This window comes from Cognataquiflexum nitidum, from assembly GCF_022538055.1.
Taxonomy (GTDB): domain Bacteria; phylum Bacteroidota; class Bacteroidia; order Cytophagales; family Cyclobacteriaceae; genus Cognataquiflexum; species Cognataquiflexum nitidum.
Genome location: NZ_JAKZAM010000002.1, coordinates 219,952 through 242,299, shown reverse-complemented (window position 1 = coordinate 242,299; position 22,348 = coordinate 219,952). Strand labels below are relative to the sequence as shown.

Annotated in this window: 17 protein-coding genes; 15 read left to right on the top strand and 2 right to left on the bottom strand. The window is 40.5% G+C overall.

Going from position 1 to position 22,348, the window contains the following annotated elements; translation table 11 throughout:
• The first annotated feature begins 1 nt into the window (after position 1).
• The 12 genes from MMU07_RS02220 to MMU07_RS02165 all read left to right on the top strand — a co-directional run bounded on the left by MMU07_RS02220 (position 2) and on the right by MMU07_RS02165 (position 12,840).
• On the top strand, positions 2-625 hold the full coding sequence (locus tag MMU07_RS02220; protein ID WP_241124195.1) for a hypothetical protein: 624 nt from the start codon (positions 2-4) through the stop codon (positions 623-625).
• A 211-nt stretch (positions 626-836) separates the two neighbouring features.
• Positions 837-1,664, top strand: a complete 828-nt coding sequence (locus MMU07_RS02215) for a fumarylacetoacetate hydrolase family protein (RefSeq protein WP_241124194.1) — start codon at positions 837-839, stop codon at positions 1,662-1,664.
• 109 nt (positions 1,665-1,773) lie between these two features.
• Positions 1,774-2,838 carry a sensor histidine kinase gene (locus MMU07_RS02210; protein ID WP_241124193.1) on the top strand — a complete coding sequence of 355 codons (1,065 nt, stop codon included), beginning with the start codon at positions 1,774-1,776 and terminating at the stop codon, positions 2,836-2,838.
• Positions 2,831-3,550 (top strand): LytR/AlgR family response regulator transcription factor, encoded by a 720-nt coding sequence (locus MMU07_RS02205; protein WP_241124192.1) that lies wholly within the window; start codon positions 2,831-2,833, stop codon positions 3,548-3,550. The genes MMU07_RS02210 and MMU07_RS02205 overlap by 8 nt, the downstream gene beginning before the upstream one ends.
• Before the next feature lie 185 nt (positions 3,551-3,735).
• On the top strand, positions 3,736-5,136 hold the full coding sequence (locus MMU07_RS02200) for an aldehyde dehydrogenase family protein (protein WP_241124191.1): 1,401 nt from the start codon (positions 3,736-3,738) through the stop codon (positions 5,134-5,136).
• A gap of 873 nt (positions 5,137-6,009) precedes the next feature.
• Positions 6,010-7,461, top strand: a complete 1,452-nt coding sequence (cls, locus tag MMU07_RS02195) for a cardiolipin synthase (RefSeq protein ID WP_241124190.1) — start codon at positions 6,010-6,012, stop codon at positions 7,459-7,461.
• Positions 7,462-7,497: 36 nt separating this feature from the next.
• The gene (locus tag MMU07_RS02190) at positions 7,498-9,165 is read left to right on the top strand and encodes an amidase (RefSeq protein ID WP_241124189.1); all 1,668 of its coding nucleotides are present in this window, start codon (positions 7,498-7,500) and stop codon (positions 9,163-9,165) included.
• 305 nt (positions 9,166-9,470) lie between these two features.
• Complete coding sequence (locus tag MMU07_RS02185; protein ID WP_241124188.1) at positions 9,471-9,584, top strand: DUF433 domain-containing protein; 114 nt, start codon at positions 9,471-9,473, stop codon at positions 9,582-9,584.
• Between the two features lie 122 nt (positions 9,585-9,706).
• The gene (locus tag MMU07_RS02180; RefSeq protein ID WP_241124187.1) at positions 9,707-10,060 is read left to right on the top strand and encodes a DUF5615 family PIN-like protein; all 354 of its coding nucleotides are present in this window, start codon (positions 9,707-9,709) and stop codon (positions 10,058-10,060) included.
• Positions 10,061-10,178: 118 nt separating this feature from the next.
• A complete protein-coding gene (locus tag MMU07_RS02175) occupies positions 10,179-11,336 on the top strand; it encodes an MFS transporter (protein ID WP_241124186.1) in 1,158 nt (385 codons plus the stop codon).
• A 309-nt stretch (positions 11,337-11,645) separates the two neighbouring features.
• On the top strand, positions 11,646-12,305 hold the full coding sequence (locus MMU07_RS02170; protein ID WP_241124185.1) for a carboxypeptidase regulatory-like domain-containing protein: 660 nt from the start codon (positions 11,646-11,648) through the stop codon (positions 12,303-12,305).
• 16 nt (positions 12,306-12,321) lie between these two features.
• Positions 12,322-12,840, top strand: a complete 519-nt coding sequence (locus tag MMU07_RS02165; RefSeq protein WP_241124184.1) for a nuclear transport factor 2 family protein — start codon at positions 12,322-12,324, stop codon at positions 12,838-12,840.
• Positions 12,841-13,062: 222 nt separating this feature from the next.
• Here MMU07_RS02165 and pgi read toward each other — a convergent pair whose 3' ends face one another.
• Complete coding sequence (gene pgi, locus MMU07_RS02160; protein WP_241124183.1) at positions 13,063-14,709, bottom strand: glucose-6-phosphate isomerase; 1,647 nt, start codon at positions 14,707-14,709, stop codon at positions 13,063-13,065.
• A gap of 236 nt (positions 14,710-14,945) precedes the next feature.
• The gene (fahA, locus tag MMU07_RS02155; RefSeq protein WP_241124224.1) at positions 14,946-16,193 is read right to left on the bottom strand and encodes a fumarylacetoacetase; all 1,248 of its coding nucleotides are present in this window, start codon (positions 16,191-16,193) and stop codon (positions 14,946-14,948) included.
• A gap of 243 nt (positions 16,194-16,436) precedes the next feature.
• On the opposite strand from fahA, the gene MMU07_RS02150 reads away from it, so the two are divergent.
• From MMU07_RS02150 to MMU07_RS02140, 3 genes are read left to right on the top strand one after another with little or no spacing between them, the layout of a single operon-like run.
• Positions 16,437-18,743, top strand: a complete 2,307-nt coding sequence (locus MMU07_RS02150; protein WP_241124182.1) for a PSD1 and planctomycete cytochrome C domain-containing protein — start codon at positions 16,437-16,439, stop codon at positions 18,741-18,743.
• 1 nt (position 18,744) lies between these two features.
• Entirely contained in the window at positions 18,745-20,196 is a 1,452-nt protein-coding gene (locus MMU07_RS02145; protein WP_241124181.1) for a DUF1501 domain-containing protein, read from the top strand.
• Positions 20,197-20,209: 13 nt separating this feature from the next.
• Entirely contained in the window at positions 20,210-22,348 is a 2,139-nt protein-coding gene (locus MMU07_RS02140) for a chitobiase/beta-hexosaminidase C-terminal domain-containing protein (RefSeq protein WP_241124180.1), read from the top strand.

Below are 22,348 nucleotides of genomic sequence, written 5' to 3'. Positions count from 1 at the left end.
CATGAAAAAAAACTTTGTAGCCTTTGTCTTATTTCTTTTAATGTTTGGTGCCATACCTATTTCCTGCGATATCCTTTGCCTCGATTCTTGCGGCTGCGGAAATAATGTTCCACCCAAAGACTTTTCCATAAAGGATTTTGAGGTGAAAGATTTCTTGATGGGCCAAACTTTCAACCCTGATTTCTATTATCCAAAGGATGATTTATACAAGTTGATTGAAGTATCTGATTTTGAATTTCTTTCACAAACTGGGCATTCCATTCTGGGAGCTGGGTTTATTCAAATAGCAAAAGCCTGTAGTCCTGCACCAAACGAATCAAAAGAAAGCATCACAGGAATAATGATTACGACCAAAAAACAATTTGGTGTTTCACCGGAAAAAAACATAGAAATCGGATCTGACATTTCGGGGTATTTTTTGATTTCAAATTATCCTTCAAATTTGGCAGAAACCATTTCTGATTATTTGAATATAAAGCCTAAGATTTATCTTGGAGACGGGCTGTTTCTAAAATGGAATTCATCTTTGGTTGAAAATTTGGAATTGGTTTTTGATCTTAAAATCGAACTGAGCAACGGGAAAGTTTTCGTTTTTGAAGACGAAAAAATGAAGCTTTTGAAATAGGCTCTTTTTACTTTTGAGGTGGATGCATGGCAATTTTGAGCCAAAAAGAGTTTTAGGAGTTCAGCAATTCTACTTGATATCCATCTTTATTCACCATCCTACATATATATTTATCTGTTTAAAGGGTTTATAAGTGTTTTCATCAATTTAACCCAAGTGAAACAGCACAAAATAATTACCTTTCAGATTAAACCTATTTTAACCATAACCCATGAAAATCTACCAATCCGCTCAAGGCATCATCATCGAATCCGAATCAGGATTTTTCAAATCCAAAGTAAATGACTGGAACACTTTGGTCAACAGTGACAATCTTTTCCAAAAACTAAAGGAAGACGTTTCCAATTCTGAAAAAATCGATTGGACTCCGAAGGATATTGCTGCACCGATCGGGACTCAGGAAATCTGGGCTGCTGGCGTCACTTACTTCAGAAGCCGAGAGGCAAGAATGGAAGAATCCAAAGAAAGCGGCGCTGCGGTATTCTACTCCAAAGTCTATGAAGCCGAAAGGCCGGAACTGTTTTTCAAATCCACCTACTATCGCGTCGCCCAACCAAACGGTAAAGTCCACATCCGCAAAGATTCCAAATGGAATGTTCCCGAGCCCGAACTGACACTATTTATCAATTCCTCAGGTCATATCGCAGGCTATACGATCGGTAACGATATGAGTTCTAGAGATATCGAAGGAGAAAATCCGCTTTACCTTCCTCAGGCAAAAAGCTATGATTTTGCAGCTGCTATCGGTCCTTGCCTCTTTGTTCCGGAGAAGCCCATCCATCCCGACACCAAAATCCATATGAAAATCGAGCGGTACGGAAAAACCGTATTCGAAGGGGAAATCTCCATCAACCAAATGAAAAGAAGCCATAGCGAGTTGGCTGGATATCTTTTTAGAGAAATGGCATTTCCGGATGGAGTTTATCTGATGACAGGAACTTGTCTCGTTCCTGACGACTCATTTACCTTACATGACGGTGACAAAATCAGCATCGAAATAGATGAAATAGGGACTTTGGTCAATATCGTAGGCAGGTAGGCATTCATCCATTGAATCCTGCAATCCTGTATTGTTAGAACTCCTTTCTTGAGGTTTTTCCTGTTATTTGTACTATCGATCAAAGAACAATCGTCGATAAATCGGTTTCATGAAAAAAATCAGATTGAATAAAAAACAACAATATTGGCTGCTGCAGATAGTCGGTTGGCTTTCGATTGTTTTTGTAGAAACTATCAATTACACATTCTTTATTATTAGGGAATTTGTTTGGGCATATGTCATTCAGTTTTGCCTTTTGGCAGTGTCAGGATTGATTGCTTCCCATTTATATAAAAACTTATTTATCAAACCTGCTACATTCGAAAAGAGCCTTTCCAAAATCTGGGGAAAGGCTCTTTTGGATACTTTTTTTATCACCTTGATTATGGTGTGCACGTTTTTCATTCCATACATCTTTTATAGTCCGGAATTTTTCTCTACTACAGATTTTCTGATACAGTTTTTGGGACAGATGATGAATATTGCACGGTATGTGGTTGTTTGGATCATAATCTATTACCTCTATCATATTTTGGATAGAAACAGGATTATTTCCCAACAAAAGCTGATTGTCGAAAACCTGGCCAAAACCTCTGAACTTGAACTTCTCAAATCCCAACTCAATCCTCATTTTTTGTTCAATGCATTGAACAGCATCAAGGCACTTGTACTTATAGATGCCGAAAAAGCCAGAGAAGCTATCATCAAGCTAAGCGAACTGCTACGCTTTACACTGAACTATGAGAAAACCCCTTTGATCAGGCTATCGGATGAAATCGATGAGGTCGTCAAGTATTTGGAACTTGAAAAAATAAGGTTTGGGGACCGATTGGAGGTAAATATTGACCTGCAGGAAGAAACCTTGGATGCCAAAGTCCCACCTGCAATGATCCTCACTTTTGCTGAAAATGCCATCAAACACGGAATCACGCAGCTTCCCGATGGAGGCACCATAGAAATCAAATCCACTGCCAATTCCCATACTTTGAAAGTAGAAGTATGCAATACAGGAGAATTGAAAGATAATGAAACCAAAGGAATCGGCCTGAAAAATTCAAGCAGGAGGCTCCAAACGCTTTTTGGAGAAAAGGCCGAACTGCTGCTCAAATCCAAATCTCCGGATAAAGTATCTGTTTCTATTATATATCCTTTGAAATACAGTAACCATGAATAAGAAATGTTTTTTGGTCGATGATGAAATCCTGGCCATCAGGGAACTGGAAACCATGTTAAAGGCTTTTCCAGAATTGGAAATCATCGGCAGCAGCGACCGCGCCACCAAGGCCGTAGAGCAGATCAATTCCCTCAAACCGGATATGATTTTCCTGGATATCAACATGCCGGGAATGAATGGTTTTGAATTGCTCGAAAAACTTGATGAAGCCCCGGATGTAATTTTTGTGACGGCTTATGATGAGTTTGCCATTCAGGCTTTTGAAGTCAATGCATTGGATTATATCCTCAAACCCGTAAATCCCGAAAGGTTAAAAGACGCTATCAATAAAGTCCAAAAGAAGACCATCAAAGAAAAGTCCTTAGAAGCTGAAAAACTTGGCCTTGACAAAAAAATCTTTATAAAAGATGGTGATAAGTGTTATTTCGTACCGGTCAAAGACATCTTTTTAATAGAAAGTGAGGGGAACTATGTTCGGGTATTTTTTGACAACAAAAAACCACTGCTGCACAAATCGCTGACTTACATGGAAAGCAGGTTGGCCGAAGAGGTATTTTTCCGTGCCAACAGGCAATATATCCTGAATCTGAACTTCATCAAAAACATCGAGCCATATTTCAACAGTACGCTTTTGATAGAAATGCAGAATGGCCAAAAAATAGACCTCAGCCAAAGGCAAAGTGTCAAATTCAGAGAAATAACAGGAGTTTAGTCTATTTTTACAAGTAGAAAATAGCTGTCAAAAAACTATTTTGGGATAATTATTCGATAACTTGGTGGTAGTTTAATAAGTCAAGCAAACCATAAAAACATTTGTAAAGGCAATAACTTCAAGGTATCAGTTTAGAAAAAAACCTATACTTACCGCTTAAGAAAGCCAGATCAAGTCATGAAATAATGATCACACACAATATATTAAAAGTACATTCCCCATTTGACCAAAGTCTCCTTAGTGAAATTCAAATGGATGGAAGTAAGGAAGTTGACAAGGCTTTGGAAACTGCCTATTCACTTTTTCAGGATAGAAAAAAATGGCTTCCCTCCTACCAAAGAATAGAGATTTTAGAAAAGGTCGGAGAGCTGATGAGATCCAAAATAGAAGAATTGACAATCACGGCTGCCAAAGAAGGTGGCAAACCCTATCAGGATTCCAAGGTGGAAATACTCCGTGCGATCAATGGCATAAAAATAGCTTCAGAAGAGATCGGCAGATTGACAGGACATGAAGTCCCGATGGGATTGACTCAAGCCTCAGTCAATAGGCTGGCATTCACCTTTCGTGAACCGATCGGTGTGGTTGTTTCCATTTCGGCCTTCAACCATCCTTTAAATCTCATTGTCCATCAGACCGTGACTGCATTTGCAGCAGGCTGTCCGGTCATCATCAAACCTGCTTCTACCACACCGATGTCCTGTCTGGCTTTTGTCAAAATTCTTGAAGAAGCAGGTGTTCCCGAAGGATGGGTTCAGCCCTTGATCCTTGATAATGAAAACTCCGAAGTATTGGTTACCGATTCAAGGGTTAATTATTTGTCATTCATAGGTTCGGCAAAAGTCGGCTGGTACCTAAAATCCAAGCTCCCACCAGGCACACGCTGTGCCTTGGAACATGGAGGTGCAGCACCTGTGATCGTCGAACCTGACGCTGACTTCCAAGAAATGATTTCAGCCTTGGTCAAGGGAGGTTTTTACCATGCCGGTCAGGTTTGTGTTTCTGTTCAAAGAATCTTTGTGCACGAAATCATTGCGCGTAAGTTGGCCGATGAAATCTCCAAGTCAGCCAAGAAACTAATTGTAGGAGATCCATTGGACAAAAATACCCAAGTAGGTCCATTGATTTTGCCTAAAGAAGTGGATAGAGTCGAAGAATGGGTTCAGGAAGCCATAAAACTAGGTGGCAAAATCCTTTGTGGTGGCAAGAGGATTTCAGAAACATGTTTTGAACCGACAGTGATTTGGGCTCCTTCACAGGAGGCCATAGTGTCCAAAGAAGAAATATTTGGGCCGGTTGTCTGCGTATATCCTTATTCGGACAGAGAGGAAGCTATAAACCTTGCCAATTCCCTTCCTTATCATTTTCAAGCCGCGATATTTACCAAGGACTTGGACATTGCCTTTGATACCGTCCAAAAACTCAATGCTACAGCCGTGATGGTCAATGACCACACGGCATTCAGAGTGGATTGGATGCCATTTGGAGGAAGGGATGCTTCCGGTGAAGGTATTGGAGGTATTCCCTATTCGATGAAAGAAATGACAAGGGAAAAGTTAATGGTGGTAAAAAGCAGGTATTTATAAAAGAAATGACAAGTGAGTCAAAAAACCGAAATCATTATTTTGACCATCCTGAAATTCAATTCATAAACCATAGAAAGAATTCAGAAACAAAGTTAAATTCACAGCCACCTACATTGTATTCCAAGCAGTTTTGATGACCGATCTTATAGCCGGTAAAGGCAAAATTATCATCGCCCTTACCGAAGTCGGCCTTGTATATCGCGGTATCGGTCTTGGTAAAAAACTTGTTAAACAAGAGTATAATTCCTATTAAAAACCCATAACAAAACTCTTCCTATTTGTCCTTTTGCCGGAGGATTGTTGGCAAGAAATAAGGATGTGAGAGATGTCCTTGTTTGATATTTTTTTTAAATTGTAAACCGTTCTATTCAAATACCACAAAACTATCATTGAGTAAGATGACTCAAAGGAAGAAATTTTCATGATCTAAGTACCTTACAAAAGCATCCATTTCATAAACTACATGACGATGATTCCGAGAGTTATAAATATTGAAAAATAGCCCTGCATCAATAAAAATAGCGCAAATACCCGGGTGCCCTTCTCAAAGATCAAGAAGTACCCCTCAGTGGTCTTAATTTCAATGAATAGTGCAGGCCGGACAATGACAACTCTAATTCTGGATAGATTCTCAAGCTGCCTCCAGACAATCAGCTCCTATGGAGACATCTAAGTCAAATCCAAAAATGAAAGGAACTAAAAGAAGTAAAATGTCACTGCATGTTGTTACTTTGAAAGTTCCACAACAAACCTTTCAGCAGCAGAAGCTATAAAAAAAATAGGATTTGAGGGATAATCCCCAATTATTTCAATCTTTATGATATATTCAATGCCGGGGATAATTATCCCATAAGCGCCACAATCAGGTATCCCATGGATTGGATTATTATCTTTCAAAGCCTATATATCATACTCTTGGTTTCGGTTTGTCTCCGGATAATCTACGATACCGAAAATTCCTCAAAAACGCTGAGTTACCTGATGCTCGCGATTTTTGTACCGTTTTTAGGCATACTTTTCTACCTGTTTTTCGGAATCAATTTTAGAAAAAGAAACATTTTCAAGAAAAAATTATTGGCTGATAATGTCAAAATAAAGGAACTCAACCATAAAATCATCCTCCACGCCCAAAAGACACTTGAAGCCAATAAAGAGGAAATCAAATATGGGGCGGGTTTGGTCAAGCTATTGGTCAATGACAGCCATAATCCACTTACCGACGGAAATCAGGTCACTTTATTGAACAATGGGGAAGAAAAATTTCCCGAAGTAATCGAATCCATCAAAAAAGCCAAACACCATATCCATCTCGAATATTACATCTTTGAAAATGACACTTTAGGCAATCAGATCAAAGACCTGTTGATCCAAAAAGCAAAGGAAGGGATTGAAATAAGGTTTATTTTCGATGATTTTGGAGGCAAGAATATAAGGGGAAAGTTTGCAGACGAACTCAGAAATGCAGGCATCGAAGTATTTGCCTTCAATAAAATCAAGGTTTTTTTGTTGGCAAGCAAAATGAACTACAGAAACCACAGAAAAATTTTGGTCATCGATGGAAAAATAGGATTTGTAGGAGGAATCAATGTCTGTGATAAGTATATCAACAGCATGTCACAGAAAAACCTTTTTTGGAGGGATTCCCATTTGAAAATCGAAGGTCCTGCCGTCCTTCATCTTCAGCATATATTTTTGAGCGATTGGAATTTTTGTTCGGGTCAAAAAATCCAACTTGACTCTGTCTATTTTGACAATCAGTTTGAAGATTCCTTGACTGGATCGGCTGTTCAGATTGTAGCCGGAGGTCCTGACAATGCAAGGGCCATCATCATGCTTTCGATGCTGAAGGCCATCAATCTCGCGCGGAACAAGCTCTTTATCACGACGCCCTATTTCATTCCCGACCAAAGTATCGTCAATGCCCTGAAAGTTGCGGCACTTTCAGGGGTGGATGTCAGGATTTTAGTACCAGGAATTTCTGATTCCCTTACCGTAAATGCTGCCGCTAGGTCTCACTATGGGGAATTGTTGAAAGCAGGAATTCAGGTTTTTCTCTATGAAAAAGGATTTGTGCATGCCAAAACAATGGTCATCGATGACCTGATCGGTGTGGTGGGAACAGCCAACATGGATATCAGAAGTTTTGACATCAATTTTGAAGTCAATGTCAATATTTTCGATTCAGGAATTGCCAAGGAGTTGACTGACTCTTTTATGAAAGACCTTGAATTTGCCAAAAAACTGAATTCAGGTGACTGGGAGAAGCGGCCATTTTATCTTGAATTTCCTGAAAGAATTGCAAGATTACTTTCACCGGTTCTTTGATTACTATATGATTTTCAAATACTTAATATACCTATCATGATAAAAAACTTTAGGTTGCTGCTTGGATTAGGCGTCTTGTTTGGCGTCATATTTGGCTTTGTCCTGGCAAAAAAAACCTCTGCAATCGGTAAAGATGATGTCAAAGCCGCCCAAAAACTTCTCAACCTGGAATTCAATGAAAGGGAGATAGACACCATGCTCTCCTACCTCACGGAAAACCGAAAAGGATATGATAGCATGCGGAATTTTTCTTTGGACAATGATATTGAACCTGCTATTTCTTTTGATCCTTATCCCATGGATTTGGAGATTGTTCCTTCCAAAGGATTGCATGTTTGGCAGGTGGATGAAAATGTAAAATTGCCTAAAAACAGGAATGAAATCGCCTTTATGTCAGTGATGGAATTAGCAGGGCTGATCAAATCAAGGCAGATTTCTTCGGTTGAGCTTACCAAGATTTACCTTGAAAGAATAAAAAAATATGATCCAAAACTACTGTCTTTTATCACAGTGACTGAAGATTTGGCCATGACTCAGGCCCAAAAAGCTGATGAAGAGATTGCTGCAGGAAATTACAAAGGGCCGCTGCATGGCATTCCTTATGGGATCAAAGACCTTGCAGCAGTCCCTGATTACCCGACAACTTGGGGCGCAGCACCCTATAAAGATCAGGTAATCGATGAAACCGCTACTATAGCCAAAAAACTGGAGGAAGCAGGAGCCGTCCTTTTGGGCAAACTTGTCTCAGGTAGCTTGGCAAGAGGAGATGTATGGTTTGGAGGTAAAACCAAAAATCCTTGGGATTTGACTCAGGGAGCAACAGGTTCATCAGCAGGTTCGGGTTCGGCGACATCAGCAGGTTTGGTTGCTTTCTCTATCGGAACAGAAACCCTCGGTTCGATCATTTCTCCCTCTACGAGATGTGGCGTGACGGGATTGAGACCGACATTTGGAGCAGTCAGTAGGACAGGTTTTATGACACTCTCATGGAGTATGGACAAAGTCGGGCCGATATGCAGGTATGCGGCAGATTGTGCCGTTGTATTTGACTATATCAGGGGACAGGATGGGATGGATCGCTCCGTGCATGATGCCTCATTTGAACTTGTAAGTGAAGCCGAACTCAAAAAGTTAAAAGTCGGCTATTTCTACAGCCAATTTGAATCAGACACCTCTGCCAACCATATCCATAACAAGCGTACTTTGGAGGAATTCGGTAAATTAGGAATCGAACCTCAAAAGGTTGAATTGCCGAAAGGTTATCCCTTCAGCGTATTTGACATTATCCTCAGGGCTGAGTCCGGAGCTTTTTTTGATGAGTTGATTTTATCGGGCAGAGACAGCTTGATGGTGGAACAGGATAAAAGCTCAAGGGCAAACTCCCTGCGTCAGTCAAGGTTTATTCCTGCCGTCGAGTACCTACAGGCCAACCGTCACAGGCGCTTATTGATAGAAGAATTGCATGCCCTGATCAAAGATTATGACGTCATTATCTCTCCGACATTTGGAGGAAGACAAATGCTCATCACCAACCTTACCGGACATCCGGCACTGAGTTTACCCAATGGATTTGACAAAAAAGGAAGGCCGACGAGCATTACTTTGGTAGGCAATTATTTTGGGGAAGGTAAACTCCTTGCGCTCGCAGAGGCTTATCAGAAAAAAAACCCTTATCATGGAAAGGTACCAAAAGGGGTTAATTGAAGACTAAAATTCGAAATTTCTGAAAATCAATAATGAAGGTACTCATTTGTGACAAGAACAATTGAAATGCAGGAGGCTTTGCTTTCGTCAGAGCTCAACCGTCTGTTTACGCTCAACGATCAGGAATGGAATTCTATAGTGATGAAAGGAAAGTGATTTTCTTGAAAGAGACGGAAATTCATAAGTTGCCATAAGTTTATCCATGAAATTGAAAAATAACCTACACATGTTGATGCCTGTAAATCCTGATCATCACGCCTTTCAACTTTCATTAATTTTATATTTCTAGTCCAAATTGAAAGAAAATGGATTGGAGAGAACACATCGTATCTGACAAAGGAGTTCTTTTGGGAAAACCCACCATCAAAGGAATGAGGATATCTGTTGAACTGATTTTGGAATTGTTATCCTCAGGATAGACTGAGGAAATGCTACTTGTATCCTATCCAAAGCTGAATAAAACTGATTTGAAGGCCATCTTCGCCTATTTAAAGAAATATATGGAAAATGAATTATTCTTTCCTTTAGAGAAAACTATTTAATGGAATTTTTAGCCAATGAAAATTTCCCAAAACCAAGTAATCAACTTTTAGTAAATAAAGGATATAAAGTTTTTAGCGTTTCAGAAATGCTTTCCGGAATCTCTGACTTGGAGGTAATTTCATTTGCTTCCAAAAGGAATCAAATCATTCTTACTTTTGACAAAAATTACGGTGAAATAATTATTAGGACAAAAATTGAACAACCGATATCCGTCATTTTTTTCAGATTTAATGGTAAAGGACCTGAAGAAGCGGGGATTGTCTTGATAGACCTGATCGAAAACAAAAAAATGAAATTTAAAAATTCATTCACTGTAATCGAAAAAGACAGCATCAAACAAAGGAAATATTAACCATAGGCCCGAAAACCAAAACAATCTTGATTTTTTAAAATTCAGAGATTTCATTCATTATTAACTTTTTGACATTCGAAAATCGAAAAGATTTTCAAAAAGAAGTCTATACTTGTAGATGAAAAAAATCCTGCCGCTGATTGTCCTCTCACAGTTTTTGAGTACGTCGCTTTGGTTTGCAGGAAATGCGGTATTGCCTGATCTCGCAAAGGAAATCAAACTGGCACCTGAATACCTGGGGCATTTGACGAGTGCGGTGCAGTTTGGGTTTATTGCAGGAACGTTGGTATTTGCAGTCCTTACTATTGCAGATAAATTTTCACCTTCTTGGGTGTTTTTTTGGAGTTCTGTGATAGCCTCTGCATTTAACTTTGCTATCCGGATCGAGGACATCAGTGCTCTTGAAGTTCTGTTTTTAAGATTTGGAACTGGTTTTTTCCTTGCAGGGATTTATCCGGTAGGAATGAAAATAGCCTCGGATTATTTCCAAAAAGGTCTTGGCAAATCTTTGGGGTTTTTAATTGGGGCTTTGGTTTTGGGTACAGCTTTTCCCCATCTGGTGAGAAGCTTGCTTGACCCGCTTCCCTGGAAATATGTGATCGACGCCACTTCAGTTTTGGCTTTGATCGGTGGGTTAATGATCGTTGCTTTGGTACCAAACGGACCCTATAGAAAGAAAAGCTATGGATTTGATTTCACTTCATTTTTTAAGGTTTTCCATGCAAAATCCATCCAGTCCGCAGCCTACGGCTATTTTGGCCATATGTGGGAACTCTACGCATTTTGGGCTTTTTTGCCCTTCATCCTTCAGTATTATAATTCAATCCATGCTTTGGAATTGGATGCTGCGTTTTGGTCGTTTACGATTATCGCTGTCGGTGCAGTTTCGTGCAGTGTTGCGGGAATATTGTCAGGGAAATTCACTCCAAAAGTAATAGCCTCCTTTCCACTTGCCATATCGGGGACCTGTTGCTTTTTTTCTCCTTTGATTATTTTTCAAGATTCTACAGGAGTGCTGTTGGTATTTTTGATGGTTTGGGGATTGGCGGTCACGGCGGATTCACCGATGTTTTCGACTATGGTCGCCCAAAATGCACCTGAGGCAACACGAGGAACCTCCCTGACCATCGTCAACAGTGTCGGCTTTGGCATCACGATCATCAGCATTCAGCTCCTCAACTTCCTTTCCATCCACATTGATCCCATGTATTTATTTCCGGTTTTGGGACTTGGGCCGTTGATAGGATTGATAGGGATGTGGAAGGAAAGAAATTAATCAAATGATTAAAATTATGAACAAAATAAAATTTGGAAAACTAGCCTATTTAATGATATAATTACACCTTTTTTTATAAAAATATTATCAGATAGAATAAATTTTTAAACAAAAGTTAATATATTTAAACACTATATTTATATAATTTAAAATAATTTAAGCAAAGAAAACAAAAATTACATTTATGAAACGCAGTTTTAATCTAATTTTAAATGTTTTTTTTTTATTCTAAGCCTTTCCTCAGTCCTATTTCTAACCTCTTGTTCTGATGACAATACCACCCCTCCACTTCCAACCAAAGGAACTCTTTTGGGAAATATCCAGACTTTTGATGACAAATTGGTGTCAACCAATGACGCAGGAGGTGTTAATGTTACCGCTTCGAACCTTACCGGCCAAACATTCACAGCAACAACTGACAATACCGGAAGATATACTTTCAATGACCTCCCCTATGACAGTTACCAGTTTGAAATCAGCAAATCAGGGTATGGAACCTTGAGGGTTTTTGGAATTTCTCATGTATACGTCAAAGATGTAATTTCTACTGTTGTACAAAATATTCCTTTTGGAAAAACTTCCACTACCACAGTGACTGGATTCAGTTTCAGTGAGTTTTTACTTAACGGCGAAGTGGGCGTAAGTTTTGATTATAATTTATCCCCTGTACCAACCTCATCCAACAAAGCTTTTGTAAGATACTTTTTGGGTCCATTTGCTGATGTTTCCAACACCAAATTTACTGCTAGAAGTGAGGTTTTAAGTTTTTCAAGCTTGAGTGCCAATACAGGATTTACCAAAGAAAAATTATTAGAAATGGGCTTTACAGCCGGACAGACAGTTTATGTCAGAATGTATGGCGATTCCTTTATTTCCAACAATTGGGAAGACCCGACGTCTGGCGTAGAAGTATTTCCCAATATCAACCCCACTACTGTGGCGGCAGTTTCATTTGTAGTCCCAAATTGATTTCTCACTTAGGATTATGAATTTCAAATTTCCATATTTCAACCTTGTTTGTTCTATATACCTTTTGATGGGTTGTAGCAATAACCAAGAAGCCGAGATAAAAAGCGTCATAGAAGGATTTTATTCAGGTTATGACGGCGACTTCCGAACAGCTGATACTGTAATGATTTCAAATAAATTAAAAGATTTGGTAAGCAAGGCAGTTGAAAAGGAAATTTTTGAAGCTAAAAAAATGAAAGAAAGTGACTATCCCACCGACAAACCCATGATGATCGAAGGTGATGTTTTTACAAGTCTTTATGAAGGTCAGGACAGTGTAAGCATCGAAAAAATATCCATGGAAGGACAAGTTGCCCATGTCAAAGTAATGTTTCAAAATACTGCTTACAAACACAGCTGGTCAGACCAAATAATACTGATCAAAGAAAATAACAAATGGAGGATAGATAATGTCATATACGAAGGACAATCAAAGGATATCCCCGACCTGCAGTCCAATCTCAAAAGTCTGATTGATTATAAATCAGACAATTAGGTTATTTTCTCTTAGGTTGAAATAATCAGGACTGCAATTTTTTGAAAAAAGAATCAATCTTTTTTTTTATAGAATTGCTTGTAAAAAAGACCAATGAGGTTACAAAAAAACTCAAAGGAGAAAGCAGATTTAGATTTAAAAACTGAAAAGACCTTCGAGGTTTGAGAAAACCTCAAAGGTCAAATAATTCGTAATTCCGACTTCAAACTTCTTACTTTTTCCCTACCCTCTCATTTCCTTGTAAGCATTGATCAGCCCGTTGGTAGATGCATCATGATTGCTTACTTTATTTTCATTTACCAGTTCGGTCAGGATGGCATTGGCCAGAACTTTCCCCAACTCCACACCCCATTGGTCAAAGCTGTAAATATTCCAAATCACTCCCAACACAAAAATCTTGTGCTCATACATCGCCACCAATTGTCCCAAAGTGTATGGACTAAGCTGTTTTACCAAAATAGAATTGGTAGGACGGTTTCCTTCAAAAACCCTGTGGGGAGCGATTTTTGCAATTTCCGCTTCCGATTTTCCTGCTTTGCTCATTTCGGCAGTTACTTCCTCAAGGGTCTTCCCATTCATCAGGGCCTCTGTCTGCGCAAAGAAATTGGAGAGCAACTTCACATGATGGTCCGAAATGGGATTGTGGGAAATCGCCGGAGCGATAAAATCACAGGGAATCATATGAGTTCCCTGATGGATTAGCTGGTAAAAAGCGTGTTGACCGTTGGTTCCTGGTTCTCCCCAAATCACCGGTCCGGTACTGTAATTGACCTTTTGGCCCTCCCGAGTCACATATTTCCCATTGGATTCCATATTTCCTTGTTGGAAATAAGCAGCAAATCGGTGCATATATTGGTCATAAGGCAGGATGGCTTCAGAAGTCGCACCCAAGAAATTGGTATTCCATAATCCGATCAAAGCCAAAATCACCGGAATATTTTTATCAAAATCAGCATTTCTAAAATGCAGGTCCATGCTGTGTGCACCGGAAAGCAATTTCTCGAAATTGTCAAATCCAATCGCACAGGCTATGGGCAACCCGATAGCCGACCAAAGGGAATACCTTCCTCCTACCCAATCCCAAAAAGCAAACATATTATTAGGATCAATGCCGAATTCAGTAACGGCTTTGGCATTGGTGGACAAGGCCACAAAATGCTTGGCAACTGCACTTTCAGCTTTGGCATGTTCCAAAAACCAATTCCTAGCTGAATGGGCATTGGTCATGGTTTCCTGAGTAGTGAAAGTTTTGGATGCGATAAAAAACAAGGTTGTCTCTGCGTCCACTTTCTTCAATGTCTCCGCGATATGTGTTCCGTCCACATTGGAAACAAAGAAAATCTCCAAGTTGGGATTTTGATAAGGTTTCAAAGCTTCAGTCACCATCACAGGACCCAAATCGGAGCCACCGATTCCGATATTGACCAGGGATTTGATAGGCTTTCCGGTATATCCTAACCAAGTTCCATTTGAAACCTGATCTGCAAAACCTTTCATCTGTGCCAAAACAGCATTGATGTCAGGCATTACATCCTTTCCTTCAAAATAGACAGGAGTATTGGATCGGTTTCTCAAAGCGGTATGTAGGACAGCGCGTCCTTCAGTGCCGTTGATTTTTTCACCTGAGTACATCGCCTCGATCGCTTCTTTCAGTCCTGTTTCTTTTGCAAGCCCAAGCAAAGCTGAAAAAATGTTTTCATCGAAGCGGTTTTTGGAATAATCAACAAGAATGTCTTCGAGCTTAATGGAGAATTTTTCGAATCGGGAACTGTCAGCAAATAGATTTTTGATATGGGTATCCTTATTGGCATCAGCCAATTGTTGGAGTTTGGACCAAGCTTGTGTGGTGGTGGGATTGATGTGATTCATCTCAGGTAGGTTTTAATAGATATTCGCTGCAAAAATAAGATTTAATATGAGGGGATGAAATGAAGTTTTGGTGAAGCTGAAATCAAGTTCTAAATTTTTGAAATAACACTTTTTCATTTCTTAAGATGCTACAAAAAATCTCAGAAATAAAACAAGAAGAAAGCAGCAATTTGAATCAAAACAAAAGCCTCCCAATAAATCAGAAGGCTTTGTTACTTTATAAAAAATCCTATTTTCTACTTTGAAGACAAAACCTTTCCCTCTACTTCACCAAAACCAATCCGGATTCCATTTTTTTCGGCATAGCCTTTCATGATAACGGAATCTCCGTCTTGGATAAATTTGCGTTCGCCTCCTTCTTCCAATAATACCGGTTTTGTTCCTTTCCATGAAAGTTCAAGCATGGAACCAAAGCTGTCTTCGGTCGGGCCTGAGATCGTTCCCGAAGCCATCATGTCTCCCACATTGATATTACAGCCGTTGATAGTATGGTGGGCAAGCTGTTGGGCGATATTCCAATACATGTACTTGAAATTGGAAGTACAGACCTTGGTGGCTTTGAGGCCCTCAGGTTGGATCAAAACCTCCAGATTGATATCAAAAGCATGGTCTGTTTTATATTGGAGATATGGTAGCACTTCGGGTTCCTGCTTTGGTCCTGCAACCCTGAAGGTTTCCAAGGCCTCCAAAGTCACGATCCAAGGAGAAATGCTTGACGCGAAATTTTTACCAAGGAAAGGTCCCAACGGCACATATTCCCAAGCTTGGATATCACGGGCCGACCAATCATTAAACAGCACCATACCAAAGATGTAATCTTCGGCATCTTCAGTATTGACACAGTCGCCCATTTTAGTGGGTTTACCGATGACAAAAGCCATTTCCAATTCAAAATCCAATCTTTTGCTTGGCCCAAATTCAGGTTTTTCCATGTCGGAATCTTTAAACTGACCTTTGGGTCTAATCACCGGTGTACCGGAGGGTACGATAGAGGACGCTCTTCCATGGTATCCAACGGGCAGGTGTTTCCAATTGGGCAAAAGCGCATTTTCAGGATCACGAAACATCTTTCCAACATTGGTCGCATGCTCGAGGCTGCTATAGAAATCGGTATAATCTCCGATTTTGACAGGAAGCAACATCTGCGCTTCACTCCTACTTACGATGGCTTTTCCCCGACTCTGATGGTCGCGCAGTGCACCGTTTTCTTCTTTGAGCAGTTCCTGTACTTTTTCCCTGACCCTTTTGGTAGTAGCCTTACCCAAAGCAATGAAGTCATTCAATGTATCTTTTTGGAAAACCCCGTGAGGCATTTGCGTCATATCGGAGAAAAAACCTTCCTCATGCAAGACTGCTAAGTCCACTATCTTGTCTCCAATAGCAATGCCTGCCCTCGGAGAAATCCTCTTGGTCTGAAATATCCCAAATGGCAGGTTATAAATGCTGAAATCTGAATCTTTTGGAATCTGTACCCAACTTTTCATTGGAATGGCCGGTAATTCACTCATGTTTAAAAATTTGTTCTCGGGCTAAAGATAGAATTTAAACAGGGAAGAAAAAATCAGAGAAAAATCAGGATATTAGAGAAAGCTTATTTAACGCCGTCATTCTGATTGCCATTTAATTTATTTATTCTGCCTATTTGTAAAAATTTAGAATAAGAAATTGAAGTTTACTAATTTTTTTACGAAATTACTGACTTGAATTGAATAATGCCAAAGATAACCATGAAGTACTTCAGTCCCTTACTCTTTCTGCTTCTCTACCTTTTTGTAGCTTGTAAGCCAAGCAATTCTCCCGAACTCAGCTTCGGGGAAGGTGAGCAATTAAGTTATAACTTTCATATCCGACCGATACTTTCAGACAAGTGCTTTGCCTGTCATGGTCCGGACGCCAACAAGCAAGAAGCAGGTTTGAGATTGGATCTACCTGAAACTGCCTATGCAGCCCTGAAAGAAAGCCCAGGAAAATTTGCTATCATTCCCAATGACCTTACCGGGTCCGAACTTTACCACAGGATAGTAAGTACCGATCCCAACGAACTGATGCCTCCTCCTGAGTCAAATCTTTCCCTAACGGAAAGTGAGATCGACCTGATCAAAAGATGGATCGAACAGGGGGCGCAGTATGAACCGCATTGGGCTTTTGTAAGTCCCAAAAAAGCTGAATTACCCAAAATCAAAGACAAAGAATGGCCTAGGAATGAAATAGATTATTTCATTTTGGCCAAAATGCACAAATTGGGTTTGGATCCGAATGATCAGGCAGAAAAGCACGAATTGCTGAAAAGGGTTAGTCTTGACCTGACAGGTCTGCCTCCAACCCCTGAAATGATCAATGCCTTTGAAAAAGACGACAGTCCTGAAGCTTACGAAAAAGCCCTTGACAAAATCATGAACCTGCCCACCTTTGGGGAGAAAATGGCTGTTCTTTGGATGGATATCTCCAGGTACTCCGATTCCTATGGCTATCAGGATGACAATATCCGAACCCAATGGCCTTACAGGGATTGGGTCATTCATGCATTTAACAAAAATATTCCTTATGACGAATTCATCACGTGGCAGTTGGCAGGTGATATGCTTCCAAATGCAACAAAAGAACAGATCTTAGCCACAGCTTTCAACAGAAATCATAAATACACAGAAGAAGGCGGTGTCATTCCTGAGGAATACAGGGTCGAATATGTCCTTGACAAGTCCAACACATTCAGCAAGGGAATCCTCGGAATCACCATGGAATGCGCGCAATGTCACGACCATAAGTACGATCCCATTTCGCAGAAAAACTTCTATGAGATGTTTGCCTTTTTTAACAATACTCCCGAAAAGGGATATGAAGGTGACGTCTCCCAATCCAAACCTGCTAAAACCCCGATCCTTTGGATAGAAAGAGATGATATCAATGAACTCCTTACATTTATCAACCATCAGGACACCAGTAAACTAATGGTCTCTGTGATGGAAGAATTGGATACTTTGAGAACGACATACATCCTAAACCGTGGTTTGTATGATGCCCGAACTACCCCTGTCAGTCCTAATACTCCCGAAAGTATTTTCTCCTTTCCTGATGATCTGCCCAAAAACAGGCTTGGACTTGCACAGTGGACTGTAGACAAAAACAACCCGCTCACGGCAAGGGTTTTTGTCAATCTGATGTGGCAGGAAATCTTCGGAGTCGGCATTGTAAAATCAACCGGAGATTTCGGCATGCAGGGAGATCTTCCATCCCATCCCGAGCTCTTGGATTGGCTTGCTGTTGATTTTATGGAAAATGATTGGGATGTAAAGCGCTTGCTCAAAAAAATTATGACTTCGGCAACATACATGCAGTCTTCCAAGGTTACCAAGAAGCATTTGAATACCGATCCTGACAATATTTATCTGGCTAGGTCACCTAGATTGAGATTGCCTGCAGAGAATATCAGGGATTTGGTATTGGCGAGTTCGGGCCTACTAGTACCTGAAATAGGTGGGCCAAGCGTGAAGCCTTATCAGCCTGAAGGGCTTTGGGAAGCAGCTACCTCCGGTCGAGGTGAACTCAAAACCTACAAACAGGACAAAGGAGAAAAGCTTTACAGAAGAGGCCTTTACACATTTATCAAGCTCACTTCTCCACCTCCGATGCCGATCATTTTTGATGGGTCTAACCGGGATCTGTGCGAAGTTAACCGTGGAAGAACAAATACCCCGTTACAGGCATTGGTCATGATGAATGATCCGCTGGTATTGGAAGCATCGCGGGTTTTGGCAAGTCAATTGACCGAAAAGGAAGCCGAACCCGAAAATGCAATTGAAGAGGCATTTAAAAGAATCCTTTGCAGGGCTCCAAATTCAAAGGAATTGGATATTTTATCAGGCTATTTCAAAGAAGAATATGCCAGATTCAGCAAAGACAAACAAGCAGCCGATGACCTATTCCGAATAGGAGAATACCCCATTGATGAAGAAAAAATTAAACCAAATACAGCTGCTATGATGCAAGTCATATTGGCGATGTATAACCTTGAAGAAGCAATAACCAGAATTTGAGATGGAAAAAGAACAATTTGAATACGGATTAAACGAGAACAGAAGGAAGTTTCTTTCAAAGGTCAGTTTGGGTTTGGGCAGTGTTGCTTTAGGTAGCCTATTGATTCCTGATTTGTTTAAAAGCAAAAGCGGTGAAGATGCCTTGATGGAAGCTTTGCCTCATTTTGCTCCGAAGGCAAAAAGAGTGATATACCTTTTTCAAAACGGTGCACCTTCTCAATTAGAGACATTTGATTACAAGCCTTTGCTAAACCAACAGATCGGAAAGGAACTCCCCGACTCCATCCGGGCAGGTCAAAGACTGACAGGCATGACAGCCGGACAAAGCTCTTTTCCGTTGGTAGGTTCTTTCTTCAAATTCAACCAATATGGGGAATCCCGGGCCTGGATTTCTGAAGCATTTCCCCATACGGCCAAAGTAGTGGATGACATATGCATCATCAAGTCCATGCATACCGAAGCCATCAACCATGACCCGGCTTTGACCTTTTTCCAGACGGGTGCCCAAGTGGGCAACCGCCCAAGTATGGGAGCTTGGCTGAGTTATGGACTTGGAAGTGAAAACAGCAATCTTCCTTCTTTTTGTGTGCTATTGAGCCGAGGAAAAGGAAACGGACAGGGAGTATATTCCAAACTGTGGACCAATGGATTTTTGGATTCAGTCCATCAGGGAGTTCAATTTTCCGCTAGTGAGGATCCCGTCCTATATCTCAAAGATCCCAAAGGGATGAACAGGGAAGACAGAAGAAGAATGTTGGATAAGTTGGCCGAACTGAACAATATGAATTATGAGACTTTTGGAGATCCTGAAATCCAAGCCAAAGTCCAACAATATGAAATGGCCTTCCGCATGCAGACTGCTGTACCGGAAGTCACTGATATCAAATCCGAACCTGACAGCATCATCAAACTTTATGGTCCGGACTGCTTGATTCCCGGAACTTACGCTGCCAACTGCCTTTTGGCGAGAAAACTTTCTGAAAACGGCGTCCGCTTCGTACAGCTCTACCATCAGGGATGGGATGCCCATGACAACCTGCCCAATCAGATGGTCGGACAGGCAAAGGATGTGGATCAGGCTTCAGCAGCGCTGATTACCGACCTGAAGCAAAGAGGCTTATTGGATGAGACTTTGGTGATTTGGGGTGGGGAATTTGGAAGAACAAACTACTGTCAGGGTAAAATCCAAGTGGACAACTATGGCCGCGACCACCATCCGAGGGCGTTTTCCATTTGGATGGCCGGTGGCGGTGTCAAATCAGGAATGGTATATGGAGAAACAGATGAATTTGGATACAACATTGTAGAAAATCCGGTTCATGTCCATGATTTCCAAGCCACTATCCTGCATCTGATGGGAATAGACCACGAAAGGCTTACCTACAAACACTTGGGAAGAAGGTACAGGTTGACCGACGTACACGGTAAAGTAGTAAAAGATATTTTGGTTTAACAGTTTTAACAGTATGCCCAAAAGCCAAAAAATCTTTGCAATTCTTGAAAATTCACTGATTGTCCTCCACGGATTGATTCTTATTCTTGTCATTGGACAAGACAACATCCAATTGCCGGCTTTCTTGGAAGTTGTCGGCAGGATGCACCCTCTTTTGCTCCATTTCCCCATTGTAATGCTGTTTTTGGCAGCTTTGCTTTTTTGGTTTCCTGATTCCTTGGGAGTCAATTCCAAGCTTGCAATGAAATGGTTGTTGCTTTCTGCACTTTTCTTTACAGGAGTTACTGTCTTGGCAGGGCTTTTTCTCAGTGTGGAAGACGGCTATGTCAAAGAAGATTTTGAAAACCACCAATGGACTGGCTTGTTGGTATTTTGGATAGGTACTTTATGGTATTGGTTTTGGGTGAAAGACAAACTATCGTTAGCCAAAGGATTTTCAGTAGTTGTGTTGGCTTTGGTTTTGGCGACGGGCCATTTTGGTGCATCCTTGACACATGGAGAGGATTTTCTTTTCGAACCATTGAAAAGCGAAGTTGATGTTACTCAGGTAAGTTTCGAGGAAGCCCTGGCCTACGACCATGTCATCAAACCCATCCTGCAACAAAAATGTATCAGTTGCCATAAAGCCGGAAAAGTCAAAGGTGACTTAAGAATGGATGAAGTCGAATATATTTTGAAAGGAGGAAAAGAAGGTCCCGCAATCGATATGACAGACTTTCAAAAATCACATATCTTGGTCTATATTCAACTTCCCTTGGAGGAAGAACTGCATATGCCTCCCAAGGGAAAGCCGCAATTGACCGATACAGAACTTGCATTGATCCAAAGCTGGATTTTGGATTCCGCTCATTTTGACAAAAAACTGACAGCATACAATCCTGAAACTGAATTCTTTGCCTTGGCCAAAGAAAAATTTGCAAGTAAGGACTCCAAATCCTATCCTTTTGAAGCAGCTAGTGCCAAAACCATTGCCGGACTAAACAATGATTACAGAAAAGTCGTGACTACTTACCCTGATTCTCCAGGTCTAAGGGTTACATTTTTTGGAAAAAACCAGTTTGACCCTAATTCGATCGCCGACCTGAAAAAAGTCAAAGAACAAGTCGTAGAAATGAGCTTCCAAAATATGCCATTAAAAGATGGGGACATCAAACAACTTTCTGATTTCCCTAACCTTGAAGACCTCAACCTAAATTTCACGGGAATTGAAGGGAATACTTTGGGAGAACTCAAAAATCTCAAAAACCTGAAAAACCTTTCTCTAAGTGGTAATCCTCTCTCTGAAACCGCATTTGAAAGCCTTAATGATTTTAGTCAGCTGAAGAATCTATATGTATGGACCAATAAAAACACGGATGCCATCGCCTCCTTAAAAACCAACTTACCGAATACAAAAATCGAAGGGGGATTTCAGGATAATGGCACTTTATATCAATTGAATGGTCCTCAAATCCATTATAAAAATTCAATTTTCACTGAAAAAGCAGAAGTTACTCTCAAGCATCCTATAGGTTCGGTAAAAATTTTCTACACCCTCGACAATACTTTGCCTGACAGCAGCAACCATCAGGTGTATTCAGGACCGATAAGTTTGGATAAAAATACCACCCTTCGGGCAAGGGCTTTTGCAGACGGATGGCTGGGAAGTACGGAAAAGCAAGCTGTATTTTTCAGGTCAAAAATTCAGCCTGACAGTTACAAACTTGCCTTTGAACCCAGTAAGTCATACAAAGGGTCAGGAGCTTTGACTTTATTTGACCTTGAAAAAGGAGATGAAGATTTTGGTACAGGAAAGTGGTTGGGCTTTCAGGATACTCCCTTTGAAATTCAAATGGACTTCAAATCTCCACAGAATATTCAGAATATTGCCTTCAGTACCTTGGCCGCCGAGGGTTCGTATATTTTCCCTCCTTCCAAGGTGGAAGTTTGGATCAAAACACAAAACTCAGATTGGAAGTTGGTGGATACACAAAAACCGGAGCAACCTACAGGAAACCGTGACAGGATGCTTCAGATGTATGAATCCAAAATCAACCAAAATGGTATTTTGGCCATCAAAGCAAAACTCACTCCTGTCAATCCTTTACCAAAATGGCACCCGGGAGCAGGTGGCAAAGGTTGGGTATTCGTTGATGAAATTCTGATCAATTGA

Coding starts and splice junctions, on each gene's coding strand:
- MMU07_RS02185 (WP_241124188.1), top strand. CDS start 9,471: ATGGATTGGAGAGAACACATCGTATCTGACAAAGGAGTTCTTTTGGGA.
- MMU07_RS02205 (WP_241124192.1), top strand. CDS start 2,831: ATGAATAAGAAATGTTTTTTGGTCGATGATGAAATCCTGGCCATCAGG.
- MMU07_RS02140 (WP_241124180.1), top strand. CDS start 20,210: ATGCCCAAAAGCCAAAAAATCTTTGCAATTCTTGAAAATTCACTGATT.
- MMU07_RS02150 (WP_241124182.1), top strand. CDS start 16,437: ATGAAGTACTTCAGTCCCTTACTCTTTCTGCTTCTCTACCTTTTTGTA.
- MMU07_RS02210 (WP_241124193.1), top strand. CDS start 1,774: ATGAAAAAAATCAGATTGAATAAAAAACAACAATATTGGCTGCTGCAG.
- MMU07_RS02200 (WP_241124191.1), top strand. CDS start 3,736: ATGATCACACACAATATATTAAAAGTACATTCCCCATTTGACCAAAGT.
- fahA (WP_241124224.1), bottom strand. CDS start 16,193: ATGAAAAGTTGGGTACAGATTCCAAAAGATTCAGATTTCAGCATTTAT.
- MMU07_RS02180 (WP_241124187.1), top strand. CDS start 9,707: ATGGAATTTTTAGCCAATGAAAATTTCCCAAAACCAAGTAATCAACTT.
- pgi (WP_241124183.1), bottom strand. CDS start 14,709: ATGAATCACATCAATCCCACCACCACACAAGCTTGGTCCAAACTCCAA.
- MMU07_RS02190 (WP_241124189.1), top strand. CDS start 7,498: ATGATAAAAAACTTTAGGTTGCTGCTTGGATTAGGCGTCTTGTTTGGC.
- cls (WP_241124190.1), top strand. CDS start 6,010: ATGGATTGGATTATTATCTTTCAAAGCCTATATATCATACTCTTGGTT.
- MMU07_RS02165 (WP_241124184.1), top strand. CDS start 12,322: ATGAATTTCAAATTTCCATATTTCAACCTTGTTTGTTCTATATACCTT.
- MMU07_RS02220 (WP_241124195.1), top strand. CDS start 2: ATGAAAAAAAACTTTGTAGCCTTTGTCTTATTTCTTTTAATGTTTGGT.
- MMU07_RS02215 (WP_241124194.1), top strand. CDS start 837: ATGAAAATCTACCAATCCGCTCAAGGCATCATCATCGAATCCGAATCA.
- MMU07_RS02145 (WP_241124181.1), top strand. CDS start 18,745: ATGGAAAAAGAACAATTTGAATACGGATTAAACGAGAACAGAAGGAAG.
- MMU07_RS02175 (WP_241124186.1), top strand. CDS start 10,179: ATGAAAAAAATCCTGCCGCTGATTGTCCTCTCACAGTTTTTGAGTACG.